Here is a 24,599-nt window from a genome sequence, read left to right as displayed (position 1 = left end):
TCGGGCCAAGCACTACCCGTGCACATCAGCCACCGATCGGCGTCAGACGCCGACCCCGACGAACTTCTCCGATGCCGTCCAGAGCCCGTCGATGAGGTCGCGGCGGCTTGCCTGCTTGTTTTCCCGACCATTGGGCTTGAGACGGTCGAAGTAGACGCCGTTGATCTCGGGGTCGGCACCACGACGCGCCAGTGCGATGAGCGGCTGCGCACCCTGCTCGGGGGTGATCGTTCCGAACCGCTTCAAGGGTGTGCGGTAGAACAGTCCGACGAAGGCAGAGTCCCGACCGAAGCTGCTGGCGACCACACCGGGGTGTACGGCAGCCGAGACGATCCCGTCGTCGCGCCATCGATCGGCGATACCCCTGGTGAACATGATGTTCTCCAATTTGCTTGTCCCGTAGCACCGTAACTCGATGGTGCGTCGTCGCTCGAAGTCCAGGTCGGTGAGATCCACGCTGCCGGCCAGGTTGCCGAAGCTCGAGGTGTTGACCACCAGCGCGCCGCCGTCGGCAGCCAACTGCTCCCTGAGGAGGTTCGTCAGGAGAAACCCGCTGAGGTGATTGATCTGGAAGTTCGGCTCGTGGCCGTCCGCGGTCTTCTGTGCCGGCGAGAACGTGCCGCCCGCGTTGTTGAGCAGCACATCGATGGAATCGACCCGTGCGGCGATGTCGCCGGCAAGAGCGCGCACCTCGTCGAGGCGCGCATAGTCGGCGGTGAACGCCGTCGCACCCACCTCTGCCGCCACAGCCTTCGTCTTCTCCTCCGACCGTCCGACAATGATCAGGTCGACGTCGGGTCCGGCGAGCTCGCGTGCGGCGACAGCTCCTATGCCGTCGCTGGCGCCGGTGATCACGATCGTCCGTGTGTCTGCCACTGAGGTTCCCCCGCTTGTGTCGTCGGGCCTCGTGCCCGAGTGCTTTCCATCAGGTCTACACGGTGTCCCGTCGGGCGTGTGGCATGAGCACATGCCTCACGCGCGCCGGAACCCCGCTCCTTCCAAGAACTCGACGACCCCTCGCCAAGGCGACGCCATTGATCGCGGGAGGCGCGGTCTCCGCGTTTGATAATTTCCAGACATGACCGCAAGCGAAAACCCGTCATCCGAGGTCGACGCCGAAGATTTCGAGCAGATCCGCCAACTAGTCCACGACTTCATCCGCACCAAGGTCGTGCCTCGCGAAACCGAGATCATGCAGACCAACGAGGTACCGGCCGATCTGCGTGCACAGGCCGCGGAGATGGGATTATTCGGATACGCCATCCCGCAGGAATGGGGCGGACTCGGACTGGACCTGACGCAAGACGTCGAGCTGGCAATGGAGTTCGGGTACACAAGCTTGGCGTTGCGGTCGATGTTCGGCACCAACAACGGCATCGCCGGTCAGGTTCTCGTCAACTTCGGCACCGACGAGCAGAAGAAGCAGTGGCTCGAACGCATCGCGTCGGGCGAGATGGTCGCGTCGTTCGCTCTCACCGAGCCGGGAGCGGGCTCGAATCCGGCGGGGTTGCGCACCAGGGCAACCCGCGACGGGCAGGACTGGGTGATCGACGGCCAGAAGCGCTTCATCACCAATGCGCCGATCGCCGACCTCTTCGTCGTCTTCGCGCGCACCCGTCCCGCCGATGAGTCGGGCACAGGGATAGCGGTATTCCTCGTTCCCGCAGACACTCCCGGCGTCGAGGTGGGTAGTAAAGACGCCAAGATGGGCCAGGAGGGCGCGTGGACAGCCGACGTCACCTTCGACGGGGTGCGCGTGCCCTCGTCCGCGCTCGTCGGTGGCGATGCGGAGAAGGGCTACAAGGCTGCGATGACCTCGCTGGCCCGCGGGCGCGTACACATCGCCGCCCTGTCGGTGGGGCAGGCGCAGCGTGCGCTCGACGAGTCGGTGGCCTATGCCGCCAACGCCACGCAGGGCGGAAAGGCCATCGGCTCTTTCCAATTGGTGCAGGCGATGCTCGCAGACCAGCAGACCGGAGTGATGGCCGGCCGCGCGCTGGTTCGCGAGGCCGCCGCCAAGTACGTCTCCGGCGAGGACCGACGCATCGGACCGTCGGCGGCAAAGCTGTTCTGCACCGAGATGGTGGGCAAGGTCGCCGATCTCGCCGTGCAGATCCACGGCGGAACCGGCTACATGCGCGAGGTGCCGGTCGAACGTATCTACCGCGACGTGCGCCTGCTCCGGCTGTACGAGGGCACCAGCGAGATTCAACGTCTCATCATCGGCGGCAACCTGGTCCGCGCCGCGGCGAAGTAGACCCGACAGCGAAGTAGACCCGACAGCGAAGTAGACCCGACAGCACTGTCGGAATAACGCCGCGCCCCGGCAGGTTGACTGAACCAGTTGCTCAGATTTGAGCAAATAGCCGACCAGGAGGTTCCGATGCCCGCCATCACCGCCGACACCACAACTCTGCCCCGCCTCACCGCGGCGACGCTCGAGGCCTCCGAACGGCCCGTAAAGTCACTGACCCGTGGTCCCCGCGGATACGAGGGCGAGGGATTCCCCGTGGTCAGGGCCTTCGCGGGCGTTCCAGCCGCAGTCCTCGACCCGTTCATCCACATGGATCAGATGGGCGAGGTCGACTACGAACCAGGCGAACCGAAGGGCACCGACTGGCACCCGCACCGGGGCTTCGAGACTGTCACCTACATCATCGACGGTCGCTTCCAGCACCAGGACTCCACCGGTGGTGGCGGCTTGATCGAAAACGGCGCCACCCAGTGGATGACCGCCGGTGCCGGCATTCTGCACATCGAGACACCACCAGCTGAGCTGGTCGAATCCGGCGGTTTGTTCCACGGCATCCAGCTATGGGTCAACCTGCCCGCCAAGGACAAGTTCCTCACTCCGCGCTACCAGAACCTCGAAGCCGGGAATGTCGCGCTCGTCGCCTCCCCCGACGGCGGCGCACTCGTCCGCATCATCGCGGGCGAGCTCGACGGTCATGCAGGCCCGGGTTCCACGCATACCCCGATCACGGTGGCGCACGCGACCGTCGCGCCCGGTGCGTCGGTGTCCGTGCCGTGGCGTGAGGACTTCAACGCACTCGCCTACGTCCTCTCCGGGCGTGGCACCGTCGGCCCGGACGCGCGTCCGATCGAGCAGGGCCAGCTCGCGGTCTTCGGCAAGGGTGACCGTCTGACGGTCGCCGCCGACGCCGGGCAGGACGGCAACCGTCCCGCCCTCGAGGTTCTCCTGCTCGGCGGAGCACCCATTCGCGAACCCGTCGCGCACTACGGTCCGTTCGTGATGAACACCCGCGAGCAACTGATCGAGGCCATCGAAGACTTCCAGGCCGGTCGTCTCGGCGTCATTCCGCCGGATGCGATCATGCCGCACACCAGCATTCGATGACCGTCAACCACTCGATCCAGAAGGTCGCCGCGTCCAAAGCACAGGCGTGGCGACTCTTCATCGAGACGAGCGCCCGTCTCCAGACCACACTCGACGACGAGCTGCGTGCACACTGCCGAATGTCGTTGGCGGACTACCACGTTCTGTTGATCCTCCACGAATCCCCCGGCGGCCGCGCACGGATGCGCGACCTCTCCCACCGCATGGTGTTCTCGACGTCGCGCCTCTCCTACCAGGTCGACGCGATGGTCCGGCGCGGGTGGCTTCGTCGCGAGGCCGCGCCCGAGGACAAGCGCGGTAGCTACGCGGTGCTGACAGACGACGGACGCTCGGCGTTCGCTGCCGCCGCACGCGATCACGGCGCGGCCGTCGACAGGCTGTTCACGTCCGGACTCTCCGACGTGCAGGCAAGCGAACTCGCCGACCTCATGGCGACGCTCACCGAACATCTCGACACCGAAACGTCCACCATCGCAAGTACACCCGCTGACCGAGCGAAATGACGAGATCATGACCGACACGCAGACACAGATCACCGACGCCACGAGCTGGCGCCTCATCCGCGCGGCCGACCGCCATATGTGGAACGACGAGGCCATCGACTCACGGCAATCGTTTCCTGCCACCGGCAGTTTCGACCTGGCAGCCAACGCGCACGGAATGCTGCTGGTCCACAACGACGACATCGTCGACGCGGGCGCGGGTTTCGACACCCACCAGCATCGCGACGCAGAGATCGTGACGTGGGTCGTCGAAGGCGCTCTGCACCACAGGGACTCGCAAGGAAGCGAAGGTGTTCTCACACCCGGCGTCGTGCAGCGGATGTCGGCGGGATCGGGAATCAGGCATTCCGAGCGCAACGCGTCGACGCGTGCCGAGAACCAGCGGTTGCGCGTCGTGCAGATGTGGATCGCACCCGAGTATTCGGGCGGCACACCGAGTTACGCGGAAGCAGACGTCAACGAAGCGCTGGCCGACGGCGAGCTGGTCACCATCGTGTCGGGACTCGACCGCGACGCGAGTGGGCAGGCGCTGGAGATCGGCAACGGTTACGTCGCACTGCACGCCGCGCGCCTACTCCCCGACCGCCAGGTCACCCTGCCGCCCGCACCGTTCGGGCACCTGTTCGTGGTCTCCGGCACCGTCACGGTGTCCGGCCTACCCGACCACGAGACACCCGACGATCACCTCACCCTCGACGAGGGCGACGCGCTACGCACCACAGGCACCGCCGCACTGACCGTCACCGCAGACGCGCCGGCCGAGATCCTCTTCTGGGAGATGCACACGTCGTTCGACGCCGCGCACGCCTGACCGCTCAACCAGCGGTCACAGCACGCGATCAGAGTTGCGGCGCAACCGCCGAGGAGACCAGCTCGAGATGATCGAGATCGTCGAGGTCGAGCATTTGCAGGTACAACCTGGTGACCCCGATGGCCCGGTACGACTCGATCTTCTCGACCACCTGATCGGGCGTACCCGCGAGACCGTTTTCCCGGAGTTCGCCGACCTCGCGCCCGATTGCGTCGGCCCGTCGTGTGACGTCTGCATCGCTTGTGCCCACGCAGATCGTCAACGCCGCCGAATACGTGAGTTCGTCGGGTCCGCGACCCGCCGCCGTGCACGCATCGCGCACGACGTCGAATTGCGCTGCGACGACGTCGGTCTTCGCGAACGGCACGTTGAACTCGTCGGCAAACTGCGCGGCCAACGCGGGGGTGCGCTTCCTGCCCATGCCGCCGATGATGATCGGGGGTCGCGGTGACTGCGACGGCTTGGGCAGCGCGGGCGAGTTGCTGATCTGAAAGTGCTTGCCGCGGTAGTCGAAAAGATCGCCGACCGGCGTCGACCACAGTCCGGTGATGATCTCGAGGTTCTCTGTCAGCTTCTCGAAGCGTTCCCCGAGCGGCGGGAACGGGATCGCGTACGCCTCGTGCTCCTCGGCGAACCATCCCGCACCGAGTCCGAATTCGATTCGGCCGCCGCTCATTTCGTCCGCCTGCGCAACCTGGATCGCGAGCTGACCGGGGTGGCGGAACGTCGCCGACGTCACCAGCGTGCCGAGGCGGATCGTCGAGGTCTCCCGACCGAGCGCAGCCAGCGTGAGCCACGCATCAGTCGGCCCCGGGAGTCCCTCGGTGTTCATCGCCAGGTAGTGGTCGGATCGGAAGAATGCGTCGTAGCCGAGGTCTTCGCTCGCCCGCGCGACGCGCAGCAGCGTCTCGTAAGTGGCGCCCTGCTGAGGTTCGGTGAAGATTCGCAAGTCCATGGAACTCAACCTACGCGTCGCAAACTCGGGTCCGTCCGGCGTGCCGTCCGCTCTGGGGAGGCATCACGCCGACGGCGTGATCTGGCCCGCGGGCACCAGCGACGGCTCGTCGATGGTCGACAACGTGAGGACGGCCTCGACGATGGCCTCCTGTGTCTCGATCTGCGCTTCGAGCCTGCGCAGCCGGAAGGCGACGTCGTGCTCGGCGAGGTCTCCGGTGATATCGACGGCGGCGACCATGTAGAACTCCATCGGACCGACGTACTCCGCGTGGAGATAGGTGACCCGATCGATATCGGGCATGGCGAGCAAACGCAGGAGGATGGCGTCGCGAATCGGCGCCATGGCCTCCTGGCCGAGCAGGAACTCGCTGTTGCGTCGGATGAGGAAGATGGCGATGAAGCCCAACAGCAGACCGACGAGGATCGATCCGAGCGCGTCCCAGACGGCGTTGCCGGTGATCTGATGCAACGCCATGCCCGCAGCAGCGATCGCGAGTCCGACGAGTGCCGCGAAGTCTTCGGCGAACACAGCTCGCAGCGTGGTGTTCGACGTCCGGCTGACGAAGCGCAGCGGGTGCATCGACATCCGACGCCCGCCCGCCTTGGCCTGGCGCACCGACTGTATGAACGAAATACCTTCCAGCACTGCGGAGATCGCGAGCACGATGTAGCCGACGAGATAGTTGGTGTCTTCTTCCGGGTGGACGAGCGCTGTGATGCCGTTGACCACCGACACGGCAGCGCCGACAGCAAACAATCCGAACGCCGCGAACATCGACCAGATGTAGGTTTCCCTGCCGTGCCCGAACGGGTGACTTCTTGTCCTGCCACGGTTTCCACGACGCTCGGCGATGAGCAGAAAGATCTCATTCCCCGAGTCCGCCCAGGAGTGCATGGCCTCTGCCGTCATCGACGCCGATCCCGTGACGATCGCGGCAATCGTCTTGGCAATGGCGACTGCGACATTCGCGACGAACGCGATGACGACGGTGGTCATCGAATCCTGATCGTCGATGGGGGTGACGAGTTGCTCATCGGTCAGCGGCGCATCCGTGTCAGCCATACCCTGATCGTCTCACGGCATGCGAGCACCGACATTCGATCCGGTTACGACCGCGCCGACAGAAAGGACCGCGCGGCGCACCCAGCCGAAGGTGCACCGCGCGGTCGTCGAATCCAGACTCGGGTGAGAGGTTATCCGAGGCTGAAGGGCTTTCCGTAGAACGTCACGATCTGTTCTGCGTTGGGTGTGTTGACGTACACGTCGGCAAACGAACGAGCCTGCGCGTAACCCGCGCAGCCGTTGATCCCGATCTGCTCGTTGGTATAGCTGAGCTTCGCATGGTTGGTGGCCTTGTACCCGACCTTGTTGCTCAGCTTCTGGTTGCCGAAGTCGTCGGCGGACTCGACAGTGTTCACGTAATAGGCGACAGCCTGGCCCGGACCGACCGACAGCGAAGTTCCGGCGCCCGTCGTTGCCGAACTGATTGCGGGCGGGCTGTCGATATTCGGACCCGGCTTGCCGGATGCAGCACCGTTGCCGCTACCGCTGACACCGGAGATGTTGACCTGGCAGCCAACGATGTAACCCGCCCTGATCTTGATGTTCTTGGCGTCCTTGCTGGTCTTGACTGCGTAGGTAGCCGACACCCATGCGTTGCGGTGCAGCGGCGTTCCGCCGAGCGACGGGTTGATGTTGGCCGTCTCGTTGGTACGGGTCACCGACACAACGGTGCCGTCGCCGAGGGTCTGCTGGTCGGTCTGTGACGGAAGTGCGACGTGGACGTCGGCGTGTGCGATGGCCGGTGCCATCAGGGCGGCGACGGTGGTGAATGCCGCGGGCGCGCCGATGGTGACGAGCCGCTTCAAACTGATGTTCATTTTTTCCCTCAAATGGTTGTGGTCGTGATGAGAGCGGTCAGCCGATCGAGAAGGGCTTGCCGTAGAGGTTGACCTTCTGGTGATCGCTGCCGGTGGTCTCCACGACCGCGTACGAGCGGGCCTGCGCGTAACCGGCGCAATTGTTGATGTTCAACTGCGTGCGGTCCCAATTGAAGTAGTACGTGCCCTTCTTCTCGATGTCCTTGTAATCGAGCTGGGCAAACACCACCTGACCGGGCGTCAGCGGAATGCTGAGGCTGCCCGAACCTGATACCGCGCCGGCGCTCAGCAGGTTCAGTGTCCCGGTGGCGCCGACCGTCATCGATCCGACGTTCACCTGGCAACCGACGATGTAGCCCACCGAGAGCGTCGCCGCGGCGCCATCCGTCGACACGCCGCCCGTGCCCGGGTAGGTGGCCTCGCCGTTCGAACCGACACCGTTGTTCGGTCCCGCCTTGGCGTCTTTCAGTCCCGGCGCCTTGAGGACGACGCTTCCGCTCACCCACGCGGTGCGGCCGAGGCCATTTGCCGCGAGAGAGGGCGAAATCTGCGCAGATTCAGTGGTGCGGGTGAGCGTCAGTCCGTCTCCGGTAGCCGTTCCTCCCGGCAAACGAACGAAGGCGTCGCCGTGTGCGGGAGCCGCGGCCATGCCGACGGCGGTCGCGACGGCACCGATGGCCAGTGCGCCAACGGCACCCCGTCGCATCCGTGACTCGTTGGTGGTCATGTAGTCCCCTCAAGATGAATTCATTGCTCGGCTCGCTCGCTCGATCCGCGCGCTGCGCCGGTCGTCGCCCCAGCGGCAACTCCGCGCGAACTGTACTGAGATGACGGAGAACAAAACGTGAACGAAAAACGGCCACAGGGCGGCGTGTTGACCAATTTGTAATCTTTGAATCCGTTGTGCGACAGGATCTTTCGTTTTGTACCGTTTGCACTATCGAATATCGGACAAATGCGGCGTCACGCGATCGACACGAATCCGGACAAGCTTCGCTACACCAAATCACGGTTCGTCCGGTTAGTGTTTCCGAGTGAGTTCCGACGTTTCCGACCACCGAATGCGGCAGTGGCTGCTCTCCGATATCTCACCGGAGCCCGCCGGCCTCATGGGGCCGCACCGCATTCCGAGCGAAGAATCGCATACGCACCGGTGGTGGCAGGTCATGTGCCTGACCGGCGTCGACTATTTCTCGACGCTTGGTTATCAGCCGGGTATCGCCGCACTCGCAGCCGGAACCGTTGCCCCGGTGGCGACGCTGGTGTTGGTCGCACTGACACTGTTCGGGGCGCTCCCCGTCTACCGGTACGTCGCGGCAAAATCGCCCAAGGGCGAGGGCTCGATCGCGATGCTCGAACGGCTTCTCCCCAAGTGGGGCGGAAAGATCTTCGTTCTCGTCCTCCTCGGCTTCGCGGCAACCGACTTCCTGATCACGATGACGTTGTCGGCCGCGGACGCGACCGCCCACTTCGTCGAGAATCCCCTTGTCCCACGCGGCTTCTCCAACCACACGGTCCTGATCACACTGATCCTGCTCGCGCTGCTCGCCGCGGTGTTCCTGCGCGGCTTCACCGAGGCGATCACCATCGCGGTCGTCCTGGTCGTCGTGTATTTGAGTCTCAACGTTGTCGTGATCGCGACCGCGCTGTGGCACATCGTCGAAGCTCCACATCTCGTCATCGACTGGCAGTCGGCGATGTTCACCGAGCACGGCAATCCGTGGATGGTGGCAGCGATCGCCGTCCTCGTGTTTCCCAAGCTGGCGCTGGGATTGTCGGGCTTCGAGACGGGCGTCGCGGTCATGCCGCAGGTCGACGGCTCACCGGCCGATCCACCCGATCATCCGATCACCCGCATTCGTGGCACTCGACGCCTCCTCACCACATCGGCACTGATCATGAGTGTCTTTCTCATCTCGAGCAGTCTGGTGTGCACCATCCTGATACCCGAGAACGAGTTCCAGCCCGGCGGCAAAGCCAACGGTCGTGCGCTCGCCTACCTCGGACACGACTACCTCGGCAGCGGTTTCGGCACCGTCTACGACATCAGCACCATCCTTATCCTCTGGTTCGCCGGGGCGTCGGCCATGGCCGGTCTGCTCAACCTGGTGCCGCGCTACCTGCCGCGCTACGGCATGGCTCCGGACTGGGCGCGCGCCACCCGCCCGCTGGTCGTCGTCTTCGCACTCATCGCCTTCGGCGTCACCATCTATTTCGACGCCAACGTCGACAAACAGGGCGGCGCATACGCCACCGGCGTGCTGGTTCTGATGACGTCCGCGGCCATCGCCGTCACGCTCTCAGTGCGCAAACGCAGGATCCGACGACTGACGCTGATGTTCACCACGATTTCGGTGATCTTCATCTACACCACCGTCGCGAATATCATCGAACGCCCCGAAGGTGTGCAGGTGGCCGCATTCTTCATCGCGGCGATCCTGATCGTGTCGTTTGCTTCCCGAATCAACCGATCGTTTGAATTGCGAAGTGGCATCATCACTTTCGACGAGACAGCACAACGCATCATCGACGAGGCTGCGGCTTCCGGGGAGATACAAATCGTCACCCACGACCCCGACGAACGGTCGCTGCACGAATACCACGACAAAGAACTGCAGCAACGCGCCGAAAGCCACATTCCCGACGCCGATCAGATCGTGTTTCTCGAAGTGAACGTGACCGACTCGTCGGAGTTCGCCACCGACCTCCTGATTCACGGACGCTACCGCGAAGGTGGATACCGGATCCTCTGGGTTGATTCGGCTGCGGTGCCCAATACGATCGCGGCCACGTTATTGGCCATCCGCGAACAGACCGGAATCGTTCCCAACGTGTACTTCGAGTGGAGCGAGACCAACCCGCTGCTCAACCTCCTCCGGTTCTTGTTCATCGGCGAAGGCGAAGTCGCGGCGGTCACGCGAGAAGTCGTCCGCCGAGCCGAGCCGGAGATCAGCCGACGGCCGATCGTGCACGTCGGCTGACTCCTGACCCGGGCATCCGGACCCGACCCATGACGCTTGTCATGGGCGAAACATGACATCTGCTCTGTGTGTGGGCGCGCCCGCGGCGCGAGTCTTGATGTCATGAACAACACCGATTCCACCGCGATTCGCGCAGCCAGCTCGCCGCAGACCGCGCCGGCACTCGTCATCGACGGCGTCACGAAGACCTTTCGCAGCGGCAACGGTTCGCGGCTCACCGCCGTCGACGACCTCAGCCTGACGATCCGCCCCGGCGAGGTCGTGGCCTTTCTCGGGCCGAACGGAGCAGGTAAGACCACGACACTCGACATGGTTCTCGGTCTGACACAACCGGATTCGGGCACCGTCGAGGTGTATGGCCTGTCGGCCAGGAAGGCCGCGCGGACCGGCCGCGTCGCCGCGGTTCTGCAGAGCGGCGGTCTGCTCCCCGACTTCACAGTCGAAGAGACCATGCGAATCATCGCGGATCTGCACGGGCGCACGCGCGACGTCGAATCGGCGATGGCACGTGCAGGCATCGCGGAGATCGCCGGGCGCAAGGTTTCCCGATGCTCGGGTGGCGAGCAGCAACGTCTCAAGTTCGCGTTGGCGACGCTGCCCGATCCCGACCTCATCGTGCTCGACGAGCCGACGGCCGGAATGGACGTGGAGTCACGACGTGCCTTCTGGTCGGCGATTCGTGCCGATGCCGGCGCAGGCCGCACCGTCGTCTTCGCCACCCACTATCTCGAAGAGGCCGACGACTTCGCTGACCGCATCGTGATGGTCTCGCACGGACGCGTCGTCGCCGACGGTTCGACGGCCGAGATCCGCAACGTCGCAAGTCGACGTGTGGTGTCGGCGATCATCGACGACACCGCCATTGCCGCCGTCGGTGCGGCGATTCCCGATCTCGAGGTGGTCGAGCGCCGGGGTGGACGAACGTATCTGTCCGCCAACGATTCCGATGCCCTCGCGCGGTGTCTTCTGACCACGACCGACGCACGCGAGCTCGAGGTGGCGACCCACAACCTCGAAGACGCCTTCATCGCGCTCACCACCGACTGACCAGCACACCCCCGCACACCGAAAGGCTCGACCACCATGAACGTGAATACCGCCGACGCACCGACCACGACGGCGTCGGACTCCCTTCGGGGGTTCTTCGCCTCACCCACCTATCTCCGCCTCGACATCCGTCGTGTCATGCGCAATCGTCGCGCGATGATCTTCACAGTCGTGATGCCCGCCCTGCTCTACCTCGTCTTCGGAGCAACCCAGACGACAAGCGATGCAGTGGGATCCGGCAACGTCGCCTTCTACGTTCTCATCGGTATGGCCGTCTACGGGGCGATCCTCGCTGCAGCCACGAATGCCGCGTCGGTGGCGATCGAGCAACAAGCAGGGTGGACGCGAACGCTCATGATGACGCCGCTGCAACCCGCGGGTTACGTGGCAACGAAAATCGGTGTGGCCCTCGCGATGGGGGCACTGCCGATCGCGGTGCTCTGCATCGCCGGAATCGCCACCGGTGCGCACGCACCCTTCGGCATCTGGATCGCATGCCTCCTGCTCGGATGGATCGGGGCGTCGGTGTTCGCGGCGTTCGGCCTCGCAGTGGGCAGCCTCATGCGGTCCGACGGGGCGATGCAGGTGATGGGTGGCGTACTGGCGCTCCTCGCCTTCGCAGGCAACGTCTTCGTTCCGCTCAAGGGAACCATGCTGACCATCTCCCAGTTCACCCCGATGTTCGGAGTGGTGACCCTGGCGCGCTACCCCCTCGACCACGGCGTGACGGTGTACGGGACGCATATCGGACTCTGGGTCGCGGTCGCCAATCTGGTCATCTGGGCCGCAGTGTTCTCGGTCGCTGCCGCGGTCTTCTACAGTCGCAGTACACAGCGCCAGTGAGTGCGCGAGACCAACGACGGACCAGCAGGAGAACACCGCCCATGACGATCGGGAGTGCGTGATGGCACGGTGGTTCGGCTCGGCCGGCGCGGTGACACCCTGGCGCAATCTGCGCTGGGTGTTCACCGCTGTCTGGCTCATTTTTCTCGCATACCCCATCGGCGCCGTCGCGACCTCCGACCATTCCACCGCGACGAAGGCGATCGGATTCACCCTCCTGACCCTGTTCGCGCTGTCCTACCTGTTGGCGAGCGTGTACCTGCTCACCGGCACGGCAGAGACCGATCTGCGCGGCGTCCCCTTGTTCGTACTTCTCGTGCTCCTCATGGTCGGGCTGTTCCCGATCATCGACGAGAACGCCTTCGGCGCAGCGCCATTCCTGATGGTCGTCGCCGCGTTCTGCTTTCCGACGCGATGGGCACTGATCTGCGTCGCCGCCGTCGTTGTCGCCTCGGTTGCCCTCCCCCGCCTGTTCGGGTGGCACACCGATGCCAGCATCGTGCTCGTCCTGCTTGCCGTCGGACTGACCATGCTCGGATTTCGATTCGTCGCGGTGCGCGAGGGCGAGCGCGAACGCGAGGAGGAGCGTCGACGAGAACTCAACGCACGACTGGCCGTCGTCGCGGAACGCGAGCGCGTCGCCCGCGACGTCCACGACATCCTCGGCCACTCGTTGACGGTCATCAGTGTGAAAACCGAACTCGCACAGCGGCTCATCGAGCTCGACCCAGAACGTGCGCAGCGAGAACTGGGTGAGGTCAATCAGTTGACCCGCGACGCGCTCGCGCAGGTGCGCACGACCGTCGGACGCATACGCACACCGGATCTGCCCGACACCATCGCAGGCGTCGACAGCGCGTTGCACGCGGCGGACATCGTGGCAACGTTGCCTGAGCCGACCGTCGAAACTCTCCACGCCGAACTCTTCGCCTGGGTATTGCGCGAGGCCGTCACCAACGTCGTCAGACACAGCGGAGCACAGCACTGCGAGGTGCTGATCGACGGATCGTCGATGTCGGTTCACGACGACGGACGCGGTCTCGGCGACGCCGAGCACGGTAACGGATTGCGCGGTCTTCGTGAGCGCGTCGAATCCGCAGGCGGCACAGTGCACTTCGACTCTGATTCGACGGGAACGACAGTGCGGGTGCAGATCTCATGACCGACTCGATCCGACTACTCCTCGCCGACGACCAGGCGCTCGTCCGGGGCGCGCTGGCCGCACTGCTCGACCTCGAACCCGACCTCGACGTGGTCGCCCAGGTCGGCCGAGGCGACGAGGTGGTCGAGGCCGCCCGCGCATCCGACGCGCAGGTCTGCCTACTCGACATCGAGATGCCCGGAGCCGACGGCATCGAGGCCGCTGCGGCGATACGCACACAACTTCCGCAGGTGCGTTCGCTGATCGTGACCACGTTCGGCCGTCCGGGTTACCTCCGTCGCGCGATCGACGCGGGAGCATCGGGATTCGTCGTGAAGGACACCCCCGCTGCCCAACTCGCCGATGCCGTCAGACGTGTGCACGCGGGACTGCGCGTCGTCGACCCGACGCTCGCGACGGAAAGTCTTGCCAGCGGCGAGAATCCGTTGACTGCGCGCGAAACCGATGTGCTGCGCGCAGCGATGTCGGGCGCGACGGTCGCAACGATCGCGGCGCAGGTTCATCTCTCCGCAGGCACCGTGCGCAACCACCTGTCGTCGGCCATCGGGAAGACCGGCGCGAGCACGCGCGGCGAGGCCGCGCACATCGCGCGCGATCGCGGCTGGATCTGACACTTCTTTCCCGCAGAAAGTTGCAGCTCCCGCGCCTCTCGCATGTACCGGTACATACGGAGGCCACAGGGGGCGCAGTTTTCTGCGCGTCGGTTCCCATCCGCGGCCCGCACCTGCTCCGAATCGCTGATGCTCGTCCACCGACATACTTCATCTACCGATACAAGGAGCTTCACATGCGGAACACAGCCCGAATCGCATTGGGTGCACTGGTCGCAACAGCAGGCGCGGGAGCAATCGCATTCGCCGCGGCACCCGACGCCGCTGCCGCACCGACGATCTGTCCGGCCCTGCCGGGACAGAGTTCGACAATGCCTGGCTGCACAGCGGATTCCGGCCCAACAGGACTGAGCTTGGCGGTCGTCGACAACGGCGGTACGGCGTCGTCGAAGGCAGACCACTATGCCGGTCCTGCGGCAATTGCGTTGGGCCCCAAGGCTTCCGTGACGATGACCGGTATCAAGCCGGGACTCGCGATCGGCATCGCCGGGCCGGGCGCCACCGTGGTGGTCGACGGTAAGAACGGACCCACCTGCACCGGTGGAACCTCGTTCGCGGGCGACTTCCAAACCCTCAAGGGCTGCTGGAAGCCCTGAGCCAGAACGTCTTTCACTCACCTATGACCGCCAGCGCCGGGCGGTGCTACAGGTGTAGCCCTCGAAGGTAGGCAGCCTGCCCGAGGTGCTTCGCGTCGTCGTCGACGATGCTGACCAGGCGCACACCGAGCGTAACGGGAGGGTCCCAGCGATCGTCCACGATACGGTCGAGGTCGGCATCGTCGAGCGTCGCGAGGTAGGCGACCGATGCGTCGTGTGTGGCGTCGTAGTAGCCGAGCAGCTGGTCGGGTTCGGCTACTACGCGTCGCGTCTCCTCGGGCGACTGCCCATAGCCGGTGGCCTCCTTGCCGAACGGCAGAGCAAAACTCTCGTACCACCCATCTCTGGTCCAGACCTGATCGAAGCCTGCGACGTCGGCGATCTGCGCGTCCTGGACTCGCGTGAGGTGCCAGATCAGCCAGGCTATGGTGTTGGCCCCCGGCGCCACCGTGAGGCCCAGCCGCTCTTCGTCGATTCCGTCGAGGACACCGTGGACCCCGTCCTTGATGCGGCTCAATCCGTCGAGGAGAACTTCCGAGGCATTCATGCCACTCATTCGTACCCCTTTGGCCCGCGGTGCGCACAAACCTGGCGTAACCCGGCGTCACGCCGGACGATCGGCCGAGTGTCTGACAGCCATCACCCTTCCGCCCCGAGTTCGCGATCGACCGCAGCGCGACCCATCCGGTTCAACGCATTCGACATGAACTGCGTCGCGCACCAATCCCCCGGCCTCTGGCGTCACCCCGCTGACCGATCGTGGGACTACAACACCCTCGACTACTGGGTCGAGCTTTCCCGACTGCTGGAAACAGGCGGATTCGACGGCCTGTTCATCGCCGACGTACTCGGCACCTACGACGTCTACGCGGGCACCGACGAAGCCGCGATCAGGCAGGGCGCGCAGATCCCCGTCAACGACCCGCTGCTGCTGGTGTCGGCCATGGCGCATGCGACGCAGCACCTCGGCTTCGGGATCACGACGGGCACCGGATTCGAGCATCCGTATCCGTTCGCGCGCCGATTGTCGACGCTGGACCATCTCACCAAGGGCAGGATCGGCTGGAACGTGGTGACCGGCTACCTGCCGTCGGCCGCGCGCAACATGGGCGACGACGATCAGCTCGCGCACAACGACCGCTACGACCACGCCGACGAGTACTTGACCGTGCTCTACAAACTCTGGGAGGGCTCGTGGGAGCGCGACGCGGTACTCCGCGACCGCAGCTCCGGTGTGTTCGCCGACCCGTCGAAAGTCCACCACGTCGGACACCGCGGTAAGCACTTCACCGTGCCGGGCATCCATTTGTCGGAGCCGTCGCCGCAGGGCTCACCCGTCATCTACCAGGCCGGAGCCTCACCTCGCGGACGACGCTTCGCTGCGCAGAATGCCGAAGCCATCTTCGTCGCGGCTCCCACCAAGCAGATCCTGCGCGAGACCGTCGCCAAGATCCGCGAGGAACTCGTTATCGCGGGTCGCGATCCCTACGACGCACGGATCTACACGCTCCTGACGATCATCACCGACGCCACGCCGGAGGCCGCACGCGCCAAGGCCACCGAATACCAGCGACTGGCCAGCGACGAGGGCTCACTGGTGTTCATGTCGGGCTGGATGGGTATCGACCTCGCGTCGTATGACCTCGACGAACCGATCGGCAACGTGGCGAGCAACGCAATCCAGTCCGCGGTGGCCGCCTTCCAGCAGGCATCCGACACCGGCGAGCAGTGGCGGGTGCGCGACATCGCGGCGTGGGGTGGCATCGGCGGTATGGGGCCCGTGCTGATCGGGTCCGGCGACGAGGTGGCTTCAGCCCTGCTCGAATGGGCCGCCGAAACCGACGTCGACGGCTTCAACCTCGCGTACGCCGTGACGCCCGGCACCTTCTCCGACGTCATCACCCATGTGGTGCCCGCGCTGGAGCGGCGAGGTGCCTACGAGCGGGAGTACGTGCCGGGGACGTTGCGCAACAAGCTGTTCGGACGAGGTGATCTGCTTCCGGACAACCACCGCGGAGCGTCGTACCGAGTCGGGGGCGCAGGGTCGACCATCGACGACTCGGTCCGCGACGCGGCAGCGCGAGTCGACACCGATGCGGCAGCACGAGTCGGTACCGATGCGGCAGCACGAGTCGGTAACGATACGGTCGGTGCCGCGACGCGCTGACTCGCCGCCTAAGGTGGCGGGGTGAGTCGCGATTCCGGACCCCACCGCACGCACGTCGGACACTCGCACAGTCATTCGCTGTCGGAGATCCCGGCGGCGTTGTCTCCGTTCGCGAAACGATTCGTCGTCGTCACCCTGACGATTGCCGGAATCGCCGTCATCGTCGGGATGGTGCTGCTGTGGCCGTCAGGTGGGAGCCATCCGATTCCGCCGCAGTTCAGAGGCGCTGACGGCGGAGCGATCACGACCGTTTCGGGCAAGGTGGTCGGACAATCACGTGGCCCCTGCCTCAACCAACTCGTCGGAACCGCGCAGGATTCGCCTGACTTCGGCACTACGCCGACTCCGAACGGCCCGTGCATCGAGAACACCGTCAAGCTCGAATCGGGAAGTGACTCAGGCAAATACACATTGCTCGAGATCCCGACGAATCGGGCGCAGGCCGGCAGCGGACCGGACAGCGTCGCACCCGACCCGTCGACCCTCGACGAACCGCAGGCGGGCCAACCGTCTCTCTCCCCCGGCGACGCCATCCGGCTGAGCACGGTACCTGGGCCCGACGGCGCTCCGCGCTACACGTTCTTCGACTTCTCGCGTGGGATACCGACGCTGATCTGGGCAGTGCTGTTCGTGGGCGCCGTGGTCCTGGTGGCGGCCTGGCGTGGCCTGCGGTCCATCATCGGTCTCGTCTTCGCCTTCGCCGTGCTCGGCGTGTTCACCCTGCCCGCGATTCTCGACGGTGAGTCGCCCGTCGCGGTGGCCGTGGTGTCATCGGCCGCGATTCTCTTCGTCGTTCTGTATCTGGCGCACGGCATCAGCCTTAGGACGAGCTCGGCGCTGCTGGGCACATTGAGTTCGCTCGTGCTCGCAGGCGTGCTGAGCTGGCTCGCGATCAGGACCATGCATCTCACCGGGTTGTCGGGCGATCAGACCACCAACCTGCAGGTCTACCAGGGCAGCATCTCGATCAGCGGCCTGCTGCTCGCCGGATTCATCATCGGCACCCTCGGCGTTCTCAACGACGTCACGATCACCCAGGCGTCGGCGGCATTCGAACTCGCGGGCGCGGGAGAACCGACCCGCCTCGCAACTTTCCGGGCAGCGATGCGCGTCGGCCGAGACCACATCGCGAGCACCGTCTACACCCTCGTCTTCGCATACGCGGGCAGCGCTCTACCGCTACTCCTGTTGTTCTCGGTTGCGCGGCAACCCTTCTCGTCTCTGCTGACCACCGACGCCGTCGCCGTCGAACTGGCGCGATCTTTCGTCGGCGGCATCGCCATCGCCCTATCCGTGCCCCTGACCACTGCGATCGCCGCCGCCCTCACCTATCCGACGCCCCGCGCCGCCGAACCGGAAGTCCACACGACGCCCCGCGCCGCCGACTCGAAAGTCCGCACGACTCCCCGTGCCGCCGAGCCGGAGGCCCACGCGACTCCCCGTGCCGCCGAACCGGAAGTCCGGACGTCGCGCCGCGCGGAAGAGCAGGAAGAGCGCCAGGCGCGCGAGCCTCAGACGCCTGTGCGCGGGAGGAGCGTCCCACCTTCGCCGCCCCGCTCGGGCCGCCACTCCATGCCGGAGTGACACTGCCGACTGGGCGCCCCACACCGCCGACTGGGCGCTTCATACGGCCGACTGGGCGCCTCATACCGTCGAGTGTGCGCAGTTCAGAGCACAGAGCACTTCCCCGCCGGAATCGACGTGAAGTTCTGGCCGAGCCAATCGCCGACCTTGGTCAGCATCTTTGTGCCGTCCTCGAATTTGCCGCTGGCCGGGCGGGCAGCCATCGCAACCGCGACCTCGCCCTGGTCGGTTGAGATGAGGCCGAGCTGGCGCACCAGGTAGCCGGGCGCCGCGTGAGTGGCAGGCCCCCATCCCCCCTTCACCGCGGTGACCGCGTGCCGCTTGGGACCGAGGTCGGCGATGCCCCACCGCTGGTTCGGTGCCACCGAGCCCATGTGGTCGAGGATGTTCTTACTGTTCGGCATGCACGGTAGATGCGCGCCGAATCGGGCCTGGTCGGCCAGCGCCCACTGTGTGTAGCCCGGATACGAACGCGGAGTGTCGATCTCGGAACTGACCCGAGTCGCCATGTCATGACCTTCGCGCAGGACAGCGGTCACCGCGTCGACCGATGCCTTGCCACCGCCGAGTGATCCCCATAGGTCGCCTGCTGCGTCATTGTCGGAGAACGTGATCGCCTTGTCCTCCTTGACGAGGATCGACGCACCGTTCTTACGCTCGGCCGCGAGTGCGACAGGGACCTTGAAGGTCGACCACGCCCGCCCCGTTTTGAGCGTCCCGAAGGACTGTGCGGCGTCGGACCCGACGGGAACCAAGGACACGCCGAGCTGGCCGGGAGTCGCTTTGCGTATCGACTTCTGCGCGACCGCCCAGCTATCCGCGAGCCGCTTGGCCGGGGGCACCGGTGGGCGCAACCACGTCGCGATCGGCTCAGGGAGCGGCGGCAGTCGAAACGGCGCCGGGGCCGCATGTGCGCTGCCGGCGCCGAGGACGACCGCAGTCACAGCAACGACGACCACCACACAAAGTCGTTTGTACAAAGTCACATCTGTCCCTCTAGTCACTTGAGTAACAGACGTTACGGCCCTGCCGCGCCCCAAGCGACCCCGAGGGCGTCACAACTCGGTATCGCCGGCGCCCAGGCGGGAGGCGCGCACAGATGGGCGTCCTCAGCCCGGCTGCCCGACGTTCCTGCCCGACGCGACAACGAGCCGCACCAGTTCGGCACCCGCAACCGCCCTCTCGAGTTCTTTCGCTCGCGCCACGTCGTCGGCGGCCGAGGGGGTCTGCCACCGAGCGACTGGCGACAGGGAACCATCGAGAAACAGCTCTCGACATCGGCTGCGCTGGATCTTGCCGCTCGATGTCGTCGGGATCGACTGTGGATCGACCAGAAACACCGAATGAGGATCGACGCCGTACCGGTCGGCCACAGCCACCCGCACACTTTCGATGATCTCGGCGAGCGCATCCGCATCGCCCGCACCCTCGTGATCGACATCGACTTCCTGGATGATGACCAGTCGTTCGGCCGCACGCAATCCCGGCGTGAACGCGAATGCCGCTCCACGACCAGACAGGAGAGACGCGTGGCAACCCTGCACGGAGAACTCGATGTCGTTGGGATAGTGGTGCCCGCCGCGAATCACGACGAGATCTTTGCACCGTCCGGTGACAAACAACTCGCCGTCACGAAGAAACCCGAGGTCGCCGGTGCGCAGGAACGGCCCGACGTTGGTGTCGGCGATCGACGCACCAAAGGTGTGCTCGGTTTCCTCGGGTCGACGCCAGTACCCTGCCCCGACACTGCTACCCGCACACCAGATCTCACCGACCCGTCCTTCTCCGCACCGCACCCGCGTCACCGGATCGACGATCGCCACCTCGCCGGCGCGCGGCTCTCCACACCCGACGACGGTCATGGCACCTGATGTCGTCGACTCCCCCGACACCGCCTCAGCAGTCGCCGCTCCCAATGTCATTGACTCGGCGGGAAACTCACACTCGACGACCCTGTCTTCTGCGAGCGCCTCACGATCGAGATGCACCACGCGAGGCGACGCCGGATCGGGCCGGCCCGTGACGAGAAGTGTCGCTTCAGCCAGGCCGTAGACCGCGGAGAACGCCTCTCGCGCGAATCCGGCTGGAGCGAATCCCTCTGCGAATCGTCGCAGTGTTGTCTCCTGTACGGGCTCGGCGCCATTCATGGCGGTGCGCAACGCCGAAAGATCAAGTGCTGCACGTTCTTCGGCAGTGCTGTGCTCAATGCACAACTCGTAGGCGAAGTTTGGCGCGACGGTGTAGGTCGCGGCCGACGTGGAGAGTAGTTCCATCCACGCCATTGGTCGTTTGATGAACGCCGTCGGCGACATGAAATGTGCTGTGCAGCCGAGATAGATCATCGACAGCACACCGCCGATCAGTCCCATGTCATGGTGAGAAGGAAGCCAGAATGCTCCGACGTCAGAGTCGGTACCGTTCCACGACGAACGGATGGCCTCCATATTCCGCATCAGGTTGTCATGTTTGAGGACAACGCCTTTCGGCGTCGTGGTCGATCCTGATGTGTACTGGATCATCGCGACCGTCGTCGCGTCGATGTCCGGCGCCACCCAGTCGTCGGCGTCCGCGGTAACCGCATCCATCAGGCCCCAGTTGAGATCGCCGCCCTCACCGAGCGTGTCGAGCATTGTCTTGATCCCCGGCTGAGTCTCCGACACTCCCAGCGCGAAACGAGCACGTGCATCGGGCACTACCGACGACAGTCGAGGGGCAAGTCGCTCATGCACGGGTACCGCGACCGCACCGGCGTAGACACATCCGAAAAAGCCTGCGATGTGGTCTAATCCGGGTCGACAGAGCACCAGCACGCGCTCGCCCGCCGCACCCTTGCTCTGCAACTCGGCGGCGATCGCACGAGCCCTGGTATCCAGATCCCGATAGGTCAACACACTCGTGTTCTCACCGTCGCCGTTGTACGAGAAGGCAAACGCGACCTTGTCGGCGTACCGATCCGCCCGCTGCCGGAGCAGTTCGAGCAGAGTGTCGTCGGTGAGTTTTGCATGCTTGGACATCGGCCACCTTCGTCGGTCGTGATCTCGGTGCCGCGTCGAGTCCGCGGCGCCGTAAACGACGACCCGTCTTTCGCGTTCTGTTCAGGTCGTCGGGCGCGAGGGACGATACCCGAGCCACGGTCGCCGGATGCCACTTTTCTCAGGTTCCACAGCTCACTACGCCACCGGAACCTACCCGTCGGTACTCAAATATCGCGAATCTTCGACTAACTATTACTAGGTTCGCCGCCGTCCTGACCTGGCTCTTTAATGATCCAACACCGCGAAAGACCCTTAGTTAATGCTTCGTGTACCAAAACAAACTTTTCGAAAAGCCCCTCTCTCAGCTCCTTCTGGCTCTACGTTCAGACCGCACTCAAGTTCTTGCACATGCCCCGAGGAGAGTCCGTGCAGCGTTCAGCTCCAATCGCCCTGCAAGGCGATATCGAAGTTCCCAAAAAATCCCCCCGTGCGTGGGTTGCCGCTGGTGTCGCCATCGCCGGTGCGAGCGTCATGGCCGTCGCGCCCGGCGTTCATTCCGAGGTACCCACCGCCTACAAGGCAACCACCGAGGCGACCGTCCGTCTCGCCGCCGACTGGAAGCCACTCGAGCCGTACATCGATGCCTTCAACGAGGCGTCGAAAAATGCTGCGACTCTTGCCCATAACTACTTCCTGGCTCCAGGGCTGCCCCTGCAGCAGATCATTTCCAATCAGTCGAAGTATCTCAACGACGTTCTGAACGATCCGTCACAGGCCGACGATGTCTTGAAGAAGATGCGGGCCAACCTCGAAGCCGTGATCACCGGTGTCACCGGTATCGGCGCGAGCGACGAGACGCTCGCGCAGACGAAAGATCACACGGTCGACGGCCTGCACGGGCTGGTGCTGCAGCTGCTACCGCAGTTTCTTCCTGAGGGCGGACCGATCGATCCGGCGACGATCACCGCGATCATGAACGTGTTGGCGTCGCCGATGAGTGGCGTGCTCATCGGTCTTGTCGGCCCCGTGATCAGCCCGGCCGTCGCCGTACTCAACAGCGGAATCGCCATCGCGGCCGCGATCCAAGCGGGCGATCCCGATGCGGTCTTTTCCGATGTGTTCTCCGCTCCGGCCAACGTCGTTGGAGCGGTTTTCAACGGTGCAACACTCGATCTCACCGCTCTGACTCCGATTATCAACGAGACCGGCCTACTCGGTAGCACGACACTGAACTCACTCGACATCGCCTTCGGCGGCCTGTTCACCCCTGGTTCGGTCGGACGCGGGTCCTACGACGGCCCCAACGGCACGTCGATCACCGCGCCAGGCGGGTCGATCCTGAACAGCATCGGCATGAATGTCACTACAGATGCGTTGGGTTTCCCCCTCACCCTCGACATTCCTGGCCAAGCTGTCGGCCCCATCGGCGCAATGGAGGGTCTGTCACAGACCGTGGGAGTGCTCCTCGGCGACGGCTGGGATGGCAAGAACGGCAAGCCGGTTCCGCCCCTTGCCGGTGTGGAGTTCCCGACGATCAGCGACAAGGCCGCAGACAATTGGGCTGCGGCCATCCAGAAGCTGGCCGACACCTTGCTGGGCAAGAAGGATTCCGAGACAACCCCCTCGCCGGTTACCGCCAAGACCGCAGCCGCCGTCGCGACAACCAGCGTCGCGCTGAACTCTGTGGAGTCTGAGTCTGCGAAGGCTGAGTCGGCGAAGACCGAAGTCGCACAGACGGAGTCGAGCTCGACGCCGGCGGGTTCGTCCACCGAAACCAGGACCTCCTCCGCGGCGGAGGAATCCACCTCGGCGAGCCCGACCGCCCAGCCCTCGAGCAGTCAACCCTCGAGTTCGGCGACCGCCCCGGCATCGTCGTCTACCGATGCGCCCTCTGACTCTTCGGATTCGACGCAGGGCTCCGCGTCGAGCGGATCGTCGACGTCGAACGCGGGCACCGACGCGGACACCACGAGCTCTGCGGACACCAAGGGCTCAGCGGGCGCCGGGACCAGTTCGTCCTCGGACACGTCGAGCAAATCGAGCGAATCGAGTGGCGCGGCATCGAGTTCGAGCGATTCGACGTCGTCTGCCAGTACCGACTGACCTGTCACTGAGCGCATACACGGCGGAGCGCCGGATCCGGTACAGGGTCCGGCGCTCCGCTCGTTGTCGTTCCGTCGGAGGCGGGTTGCGAAGGGTGTGCGCTGGGGATCAGCAGGCACCGCGGGGAAGTCGAGCGGCGTTGCGGTTGAGCCAATTTCCGATCGCGTTGAGCGCGGCGATACCGCCCGACATCGAGCCACCCGCGGCGCTCATGGCGACGGCGGTCTGTCGTCCGTCGGAGAATGTGATGAGTCCGATCTGCCTGACCAGGTATGAGCCATCGACGCCAGGACCCCAACCACCTTTCACTGCAGTCGATCTCGGCGTCGACATCACTTCGATGCCCCACTGCTGGTTGCCTGCGACCTGCCCCATCAGCGACACGACGTGCGCTGTTCCCGGCATGCATGGCAGATGGGCGGTGAACGTGGCAGCGGCAGGCAACGTCCACACGGTCTGCCCGAAGACGGTGAATCCGGCGCGCAACCTCTGCGCAGGTACGGTCGACTGAGTGTCGCCACCCTCGCGCAGCACCGCGGTCACCTTACGGGCGGCGACAGCATCGCTCCCCAGCGACGACCACAGCGCCTCGGCAGAAGCGTTGTCGGAGTTGATGATCGCGTTCGATTCAGCGGTCGACGGACCGTTCTGCCGCTCGGCCGCGACGGCAAGCGGCACCTTGATCGTCGACCACGCCACCTGAGGTGTGTTGTCGCCCAGCATGATCGGGCGGCTGTCACCGCGGCCGACCGGTGCCAGAGCAACTCCGACGGGAACCCCGACCTGTGCAGCCACCGCCCCGAATCCGCGTGCCAGCGGATTCGCGACGGGAGCGCTCGACGACGCAGGCGCAGACGCTTGCGATGTGGTCGACCCGGTCACCGTCACTGTGACAGGAGTGACCTGGCCGTCACCACGACCCGCCGTCGAACAGCCTGAAAAGCCAAGAGCGCATACGGCAACCACGCCGATGACGCCGAGAAGACCGCGGCGGTCAGTAGACATAGACCACCGCGTCGT

Annotated in this window: 22 protein-coding genes; 13 read left to right on the top strand and 9 right to left on the bottom strand. The window is 65.0% G+C overall.

All coding sequences use genetic code 11. From position 1 onward, the window contains the following. Positions 1-42 precede the first annotated feature (42 nt). Positions 43-876, bottom strand: a complete 834-nt coding sequence (locus RND64_RS06655; protein ID WP_049699701.1) for an SDR family NAD(P)-dependent oxidoreductase — start codon at positions 874-876, stop codon at positions 43-45. Between the two features lie 202 nt (positions 877-1,078). On the opposite strand from RND64_RS06655, the gene RND64_RS06650 reads away from it, so the two are divergent. The 4 genes from RND64_RS06650 to RND64_RS06635 all read left to right on the top strand — a co-directional run bounded on the left by RND64_RS06650 (position 1,079) and on the right by RND64_RS06635 (position 4,672). Then, the gene (locus RND64_RS06650) at positions 1,079-2,257 is read left to right on the top strand and encodes an acyl-CoA dehydrogenase family protein (RefSeq protein WP_049699702.1); all 1,179 of its coding nucleotides are present in this window, start codon (positions 1,079-1,081) and stop codon (positions 2,255-2,257) included. A 126-nt stretch (positions 2,258-2,383) separates the two neighbouring features. After that, a complete protein-coding gene (locus RND64_RS06645; RefSeq protein ID WP_049699703.1) occupies positions 2,384-3,358 on the top strand; it encodes a pirin family protein in 975 nt (324 codons plus the stop codon). After that, positions 3,355-3,861 carry a MarR family winged helix-turn-helix transcriptional regulator gene (locus tag RND64_RS06640; RefSeq protein WP_049699704.1) on the top strand — a complete coding sequence of 169 codons (507 nt, stop codon included), beginning with the start codon at positions 3,355-3,357 and terminating at the stop codon, positions 3,859-3,861. Before RND64_RS06645 ends, RND64_RS06640 begins: the two co-directional genes overlap by 4 nt. Before the next feature lie 7 nt (positions 3,862-3,868). Beyond that, a complete protein-coding gene (locus RND64_RS06635) occupies positions 3,869-4,672 on the top strand; it encodes a pirin family protein (protein ID WP_049699705.1) in 804 nt (267 codons plus the stop codon). Positions 4,673-4,700: 28 nt separating this feature from the next. Here the strand turns inward: RND64_RS06635 and RND64_RS06630 are convergent, their stop codons facing one another. The 4 genes from RND64_RS06630 to RND64_RS06615 all read right to left on the bottom strand — a co-directional run bounded on the left by RND64_RS06630 (position 4,701) and on the right by RND64_RS06615 (position 8,237). Next, positions 4,701-5,627, bottom strand: a complete 927-nt coding sequence (locus tag RND64_RS06630; protein WP_049699706.1) for an LLM class F420-dependent oxidoreductase — start codon at positions 5,625-5,627, stop codon at positions 4,701-4,703. 63 nt (positions 5,628-5,690) lie between these two features. Next, positions 5,691-6,692: a cation diffusion facilitator family transporter gene (locus tag RND64_RS06625; protein WP_049699707.1), complete on the bottom strand. Its 1,002-nt coding sequence runs from the start codon at positions 6,690-6,692 to the stop codon at positions 5,691-5,693. Between the two features lie 131 nt (positions 6,693-6,823). After that, complete coding sequence (locus tag RND64_RS06620) at positions 6,824-7,510, bottom strand: MspA family porin (protein WP_049699708.1); 687 nt, start codon at positions 7,508-7,510, stop codon at positions 6,824-6,826. 37 nt (positions 7,511-7,547) lie between these two features. Further along, a complete protein-coding gene (locus RND64_RS06615) occupies positions 7,548-8,237 on the bottom strand; it encodes an MspA family porin (RefSeq protein ID WP_049699709.1) in 690 nt (229 codons plus the stop codon). Between the two features lie 382 nt (positions 8,238-8,619). On the opposite strand from RND64_RS06615, the gene RND64_RS06610 reads away from it, so the two are divergent. From RND64_RS06610 to RND64_RS06585, 6 genes are all read left to right on the top strand, one after another. Continuing rightward, positions 8,620-10,491, top strand: a complete 1,872-nt coding sequence (locus RND64_RS06610) for an APC family permease (RefSeq protein WP_083444421.1) — start codon at positions 8,620-8,622, stop codon at positions 10,489-10,491. A 102-nt stretch (positions 10,492-10,593) separates the two neighbouring features. Then, positions 10,594-11,538, top strand: coding sequence for an ABC transporter ATP-binding protein (locus tag RND64_RS06605; protein ID WP_049699711.1), 945 nt, complete (start codon positions 10,594-10,596; stop codon positions 11,536-11,538). A 36-nt stretch (positions 11,539-11,574) separates the two neighbouring features. Continuing rightward, on the top strand, positions 11,575-12,381 hold the full coding sequence (locus RND64_RS06600) for an ABC transporter permease subunit (RefSeq protein ID WP_049699712.1): 807 nt from the start codon (positions 11,575-11,577) through the stop codon (positions 12,379-12,381). A 61-nt stretch (positions 12,382-12,442) separates the two neighbouring features. Beyond that, complete coding sequence (locus RND64_RS06595) at positions 12,443-13,543, top strand: sensor histidine kinase (RefSeq protein WP_049699713.1); 1,101 nt, start codon at positions 12,443-12,445, stop codon at positions 13,541-13,543. After that, positions 13,540-14,154 carry a response regulator transcription factor gene (locus RND64_RS06590; protein WP_049699714.1) on the top strand — a complete coding sequence of 205 codons (615 nt, stop codon included), beginning with the start codon at positions 13,540-13,542 and terminating at the stop codon, positions 14,152-14,154. The genes RND64_RS06595 and RND64_RS06590 overlap by 4 nt, the downstream gene beginning before the upstream one ends. 176 nt (positions 14,155-14,330) lie before the next feature. Next, entirely contained in the window at positions 14,331-14,750 is a 420-nt protein-coding gene (locus tag RND64_RS06585; RefSeq protein WP_049699715.1) for a DUF6764 family protein, read from the top strand. Between the two features lie 46 nt (positions 14,751-14,796). Here RND64_RS06585 and RND64_RS06580 read toward each other — a convergent pair whose 3' ends face one another. Then, complete coding sequence (locus RND64_RS06580) at positions 14,797-15,297, bottom strand: mycothiol transferase (protein WP_049699716.1); 501 nt, start codon at positions 15,295-15,297, stop codon at positions 14,797-14,799. Positions 15,298-15,453: 156 nt separating this feature from the next. On the opposite strand from RND64_RS06580, the gene RND64_RS06575 reads away from it, so the two are divergent. Together RND64_RS06575 and RND64_RS06570 are read left to right on the top strand one after the other, a co-directional pair. Then, entirely contained in the window at positions 15,454-16,917 is a 1,464-nt protein-coding gene (locus RND64_RS06575; protein WP_235434405.1) for an LLM class flavin-dependent oxidoreductase, read from the top strand. A 21-nt stretch (positions 16,918-16,938) separates the two neighbouring features. Then, positions 16,939-18,501 carry a YibE/F family protein gene (locus RND64_RS06570; protein WP_049699718.1) on the top strand — a complete coding sequence of 521 codons (1,563 nt, stop codon included), beginning with the start codon at positions 16,939-16,941 and terminating at the stop codon, positions 18,499-18,501. A gap of 83 nt (positions 18,502-18,584) precedes the next feature. Here the strand turns inward: RND64_RS06570 and RND64_RS06565 are convergent, their stop codons facing one another. Beyond that, positions 18,585-19,487 carry a hypothetical protein gene (locus tag RND64_RS06565; RefSeq protein WP_200903270.1) on the bottom strand — a complete coding sequence of 301 codons (903 nt, stop codon included), beginning with the start codon at positions 19,485-19,487 and terminating at the stop codon, positions 18,585-18,587. A 123-nt stretch (positions 19,488-19,610) separates the two neighbouring features. Further along, on the bottom strand, positions 19,611-21,515 hold the full coding sequence (locus tag RND64_RS06560; RefSeq protein ID WP_049699720.1) for a fatty acyl-AMP ligase: 1,905 nt from the start codon (positions 21,513-21,515) through the stop codon (positions 19,611-19,613). Between the two features lie 387 nt (positions 21,516-21,902). On the opposite strand from RND64_RS06560, the gene gjpA reads away from it, so the two are divergent. Further along, on the top strand, positions 21,903-23,579 hold the full coding sequence (gene gjpA / locus RND64_RS06555) for an outer membrane porin GjpA (protein ID WP_049699721.1): 1,677 nt from the start codon (positions 21,903-21,905) through the stop codon (positions 23,577-23,579). Between the two features lie 108 nt (positions 23,580-23,687). Here the strand turns inward: gjpA and RND64_RS06550 are convergent, their stop codons facing one another. Beyond that, positions 23,688-24,584, bottom strand: a complete 897-nt coding sequence (locus RND64_RS06550; protein WP_049699722.1) for a hypothetical protein — start codon at positions 24,582-24,584, stop codon at positions 23,688-23,690. Positions 24,585-24,599 lie beyond the last annotated feature (15 nt).

Origin of the sequence: Gordonia sp. w5E2 (assembly GCF_036540975.1) — a bacterium.
Lineage (GTDB): Bacteria > Actinomycetota > Actinomycetes > Mycobacteriales > Mycobacteriaceae > Gordonia > Gordonia jacobaea.
The sequence above is the reverse complement of the archived record's forward strand: the minus strand, read 5'-3'. Positions and strand labels throughout refer to the sequence as shown.

Coding starts and splice junctions, on each gene's coding strand:
- RND64_RS06580 (WP_049699716.1), bottom strand. CDS start 15,297: ATGAATGCCTCGGAAGTTCTCCTCGACGGATTGAGCCGCATCAAGGAC.
- RND64_RS06600 (WP_049699712.1), top strand. CDS start 11,575: ATGAACGTGAATACCGCCGACGCACCGACCACGACGGCGTCGGACTCC.
- RND64_RS06610 (WP_083444421.1), top strand. CDS start 8,620: ATGGGGCCGCACCGCATTCCGAGCGAAGAATCGCATACGCACCGGTGG.
- RND64_RS06645 (WP_049699703.1), top strand. CDS start 2,384: ATGCCCGCCATCACCGCCGACACCACAACTCTGCCCCGCCTCACCGCG.
- RND64_RS06595 (WP_049699713.1), top strand. CDS start 12,443: ATGGCACGGTGGTTCGGCTCGGCCGGCGCGGTGACACCCTGGCGCAAT.
- RND64_RS06650 (WP_049699702.1), top strand. CDS start 1,079: ATGACCGCAAGCGAAAACCCGTCATCCGAGGTCGACGCCGAAGATTTC.
- RND64_RS06625 (WP_049699707.1), bottom strand. CDS start 6,692: ATGGCTGACACGGATGCGCCGCTGACCGATGAGCAACTCGTCACCCCC.
- RND64_RS06550 (WP_049699722.1), bottom strand. CDS start 24,584: ATGTCTACTGACCGCCGCGGTCTTCTCGGCGTCATCGGCGTGGTTGCC.
- RND64_RS06630 (WP_049699706.1), bottom strand. CDS start 5,627: ATGGACTTGCGAATCTTCACCGAACCTCAGCAGGGCGCCACTTACGAG.
- RND64_RS06620 (WP_049699708.1), bottom strand. CDS start 7,510: ATGAACATCAGTTTGAAGCGGCTCGTCACCATCGGCGCGCCCGCGGCA.
- RND64_RS06615 (WP_049699709.1), bottom strand. CDS start 8,237: ATGACCACCAACGAGTCACGGATGCGACGGGGTGCCGTTGGCGCACTG.
- RND64_RS06560 (WP_049699720.1), bottom strand. CDS start 21,515: ATGTCCAAGCATGCAAAACTCACCGACGACACTCTGCTCGAACTGCTC.
- RND64_RS06590 (WP_049699714.1), top strand. CDS start 13,540: ATGACCGACTCGATCCGACTACTCCTCGCCGACGACCAGGCGCTCGTC.
- RND64_RS06585 (WP_049699715.1), top strand. CDS start 14,331: ATGCGGAACACAGCCCGAATCGCATTGGGTGCACTGGTCGCAACAGCA.
- RND64_RS06640 (WP_049699704.1), top strand. CDS start 3,355: ATGACCGTCAACCACTCGATCCAGAAGGTCGCCGCGTCCAAAGCACAG.
- RND64_RS06605 (WP_049699711.1), top strand. CDS start 10,594: ATGAACAACACCGATTCCACCGCGATTCGCGCAGCCAGCTCGCCGCAG.
- RND64_RS06635 (WP_049699705.1), top strand. CDS start 3,869: ATGACCGACACGCAGACACAGATCACCGACGCCACGAGCTGGCGCCTC.
- RND64_RS06575 (WP_235434405.1), top strand. CDS start 15,454: ATGAACTGCGTCGCGCACCAATCCCCCGGCCTCTGGCGTCACCCCGCT.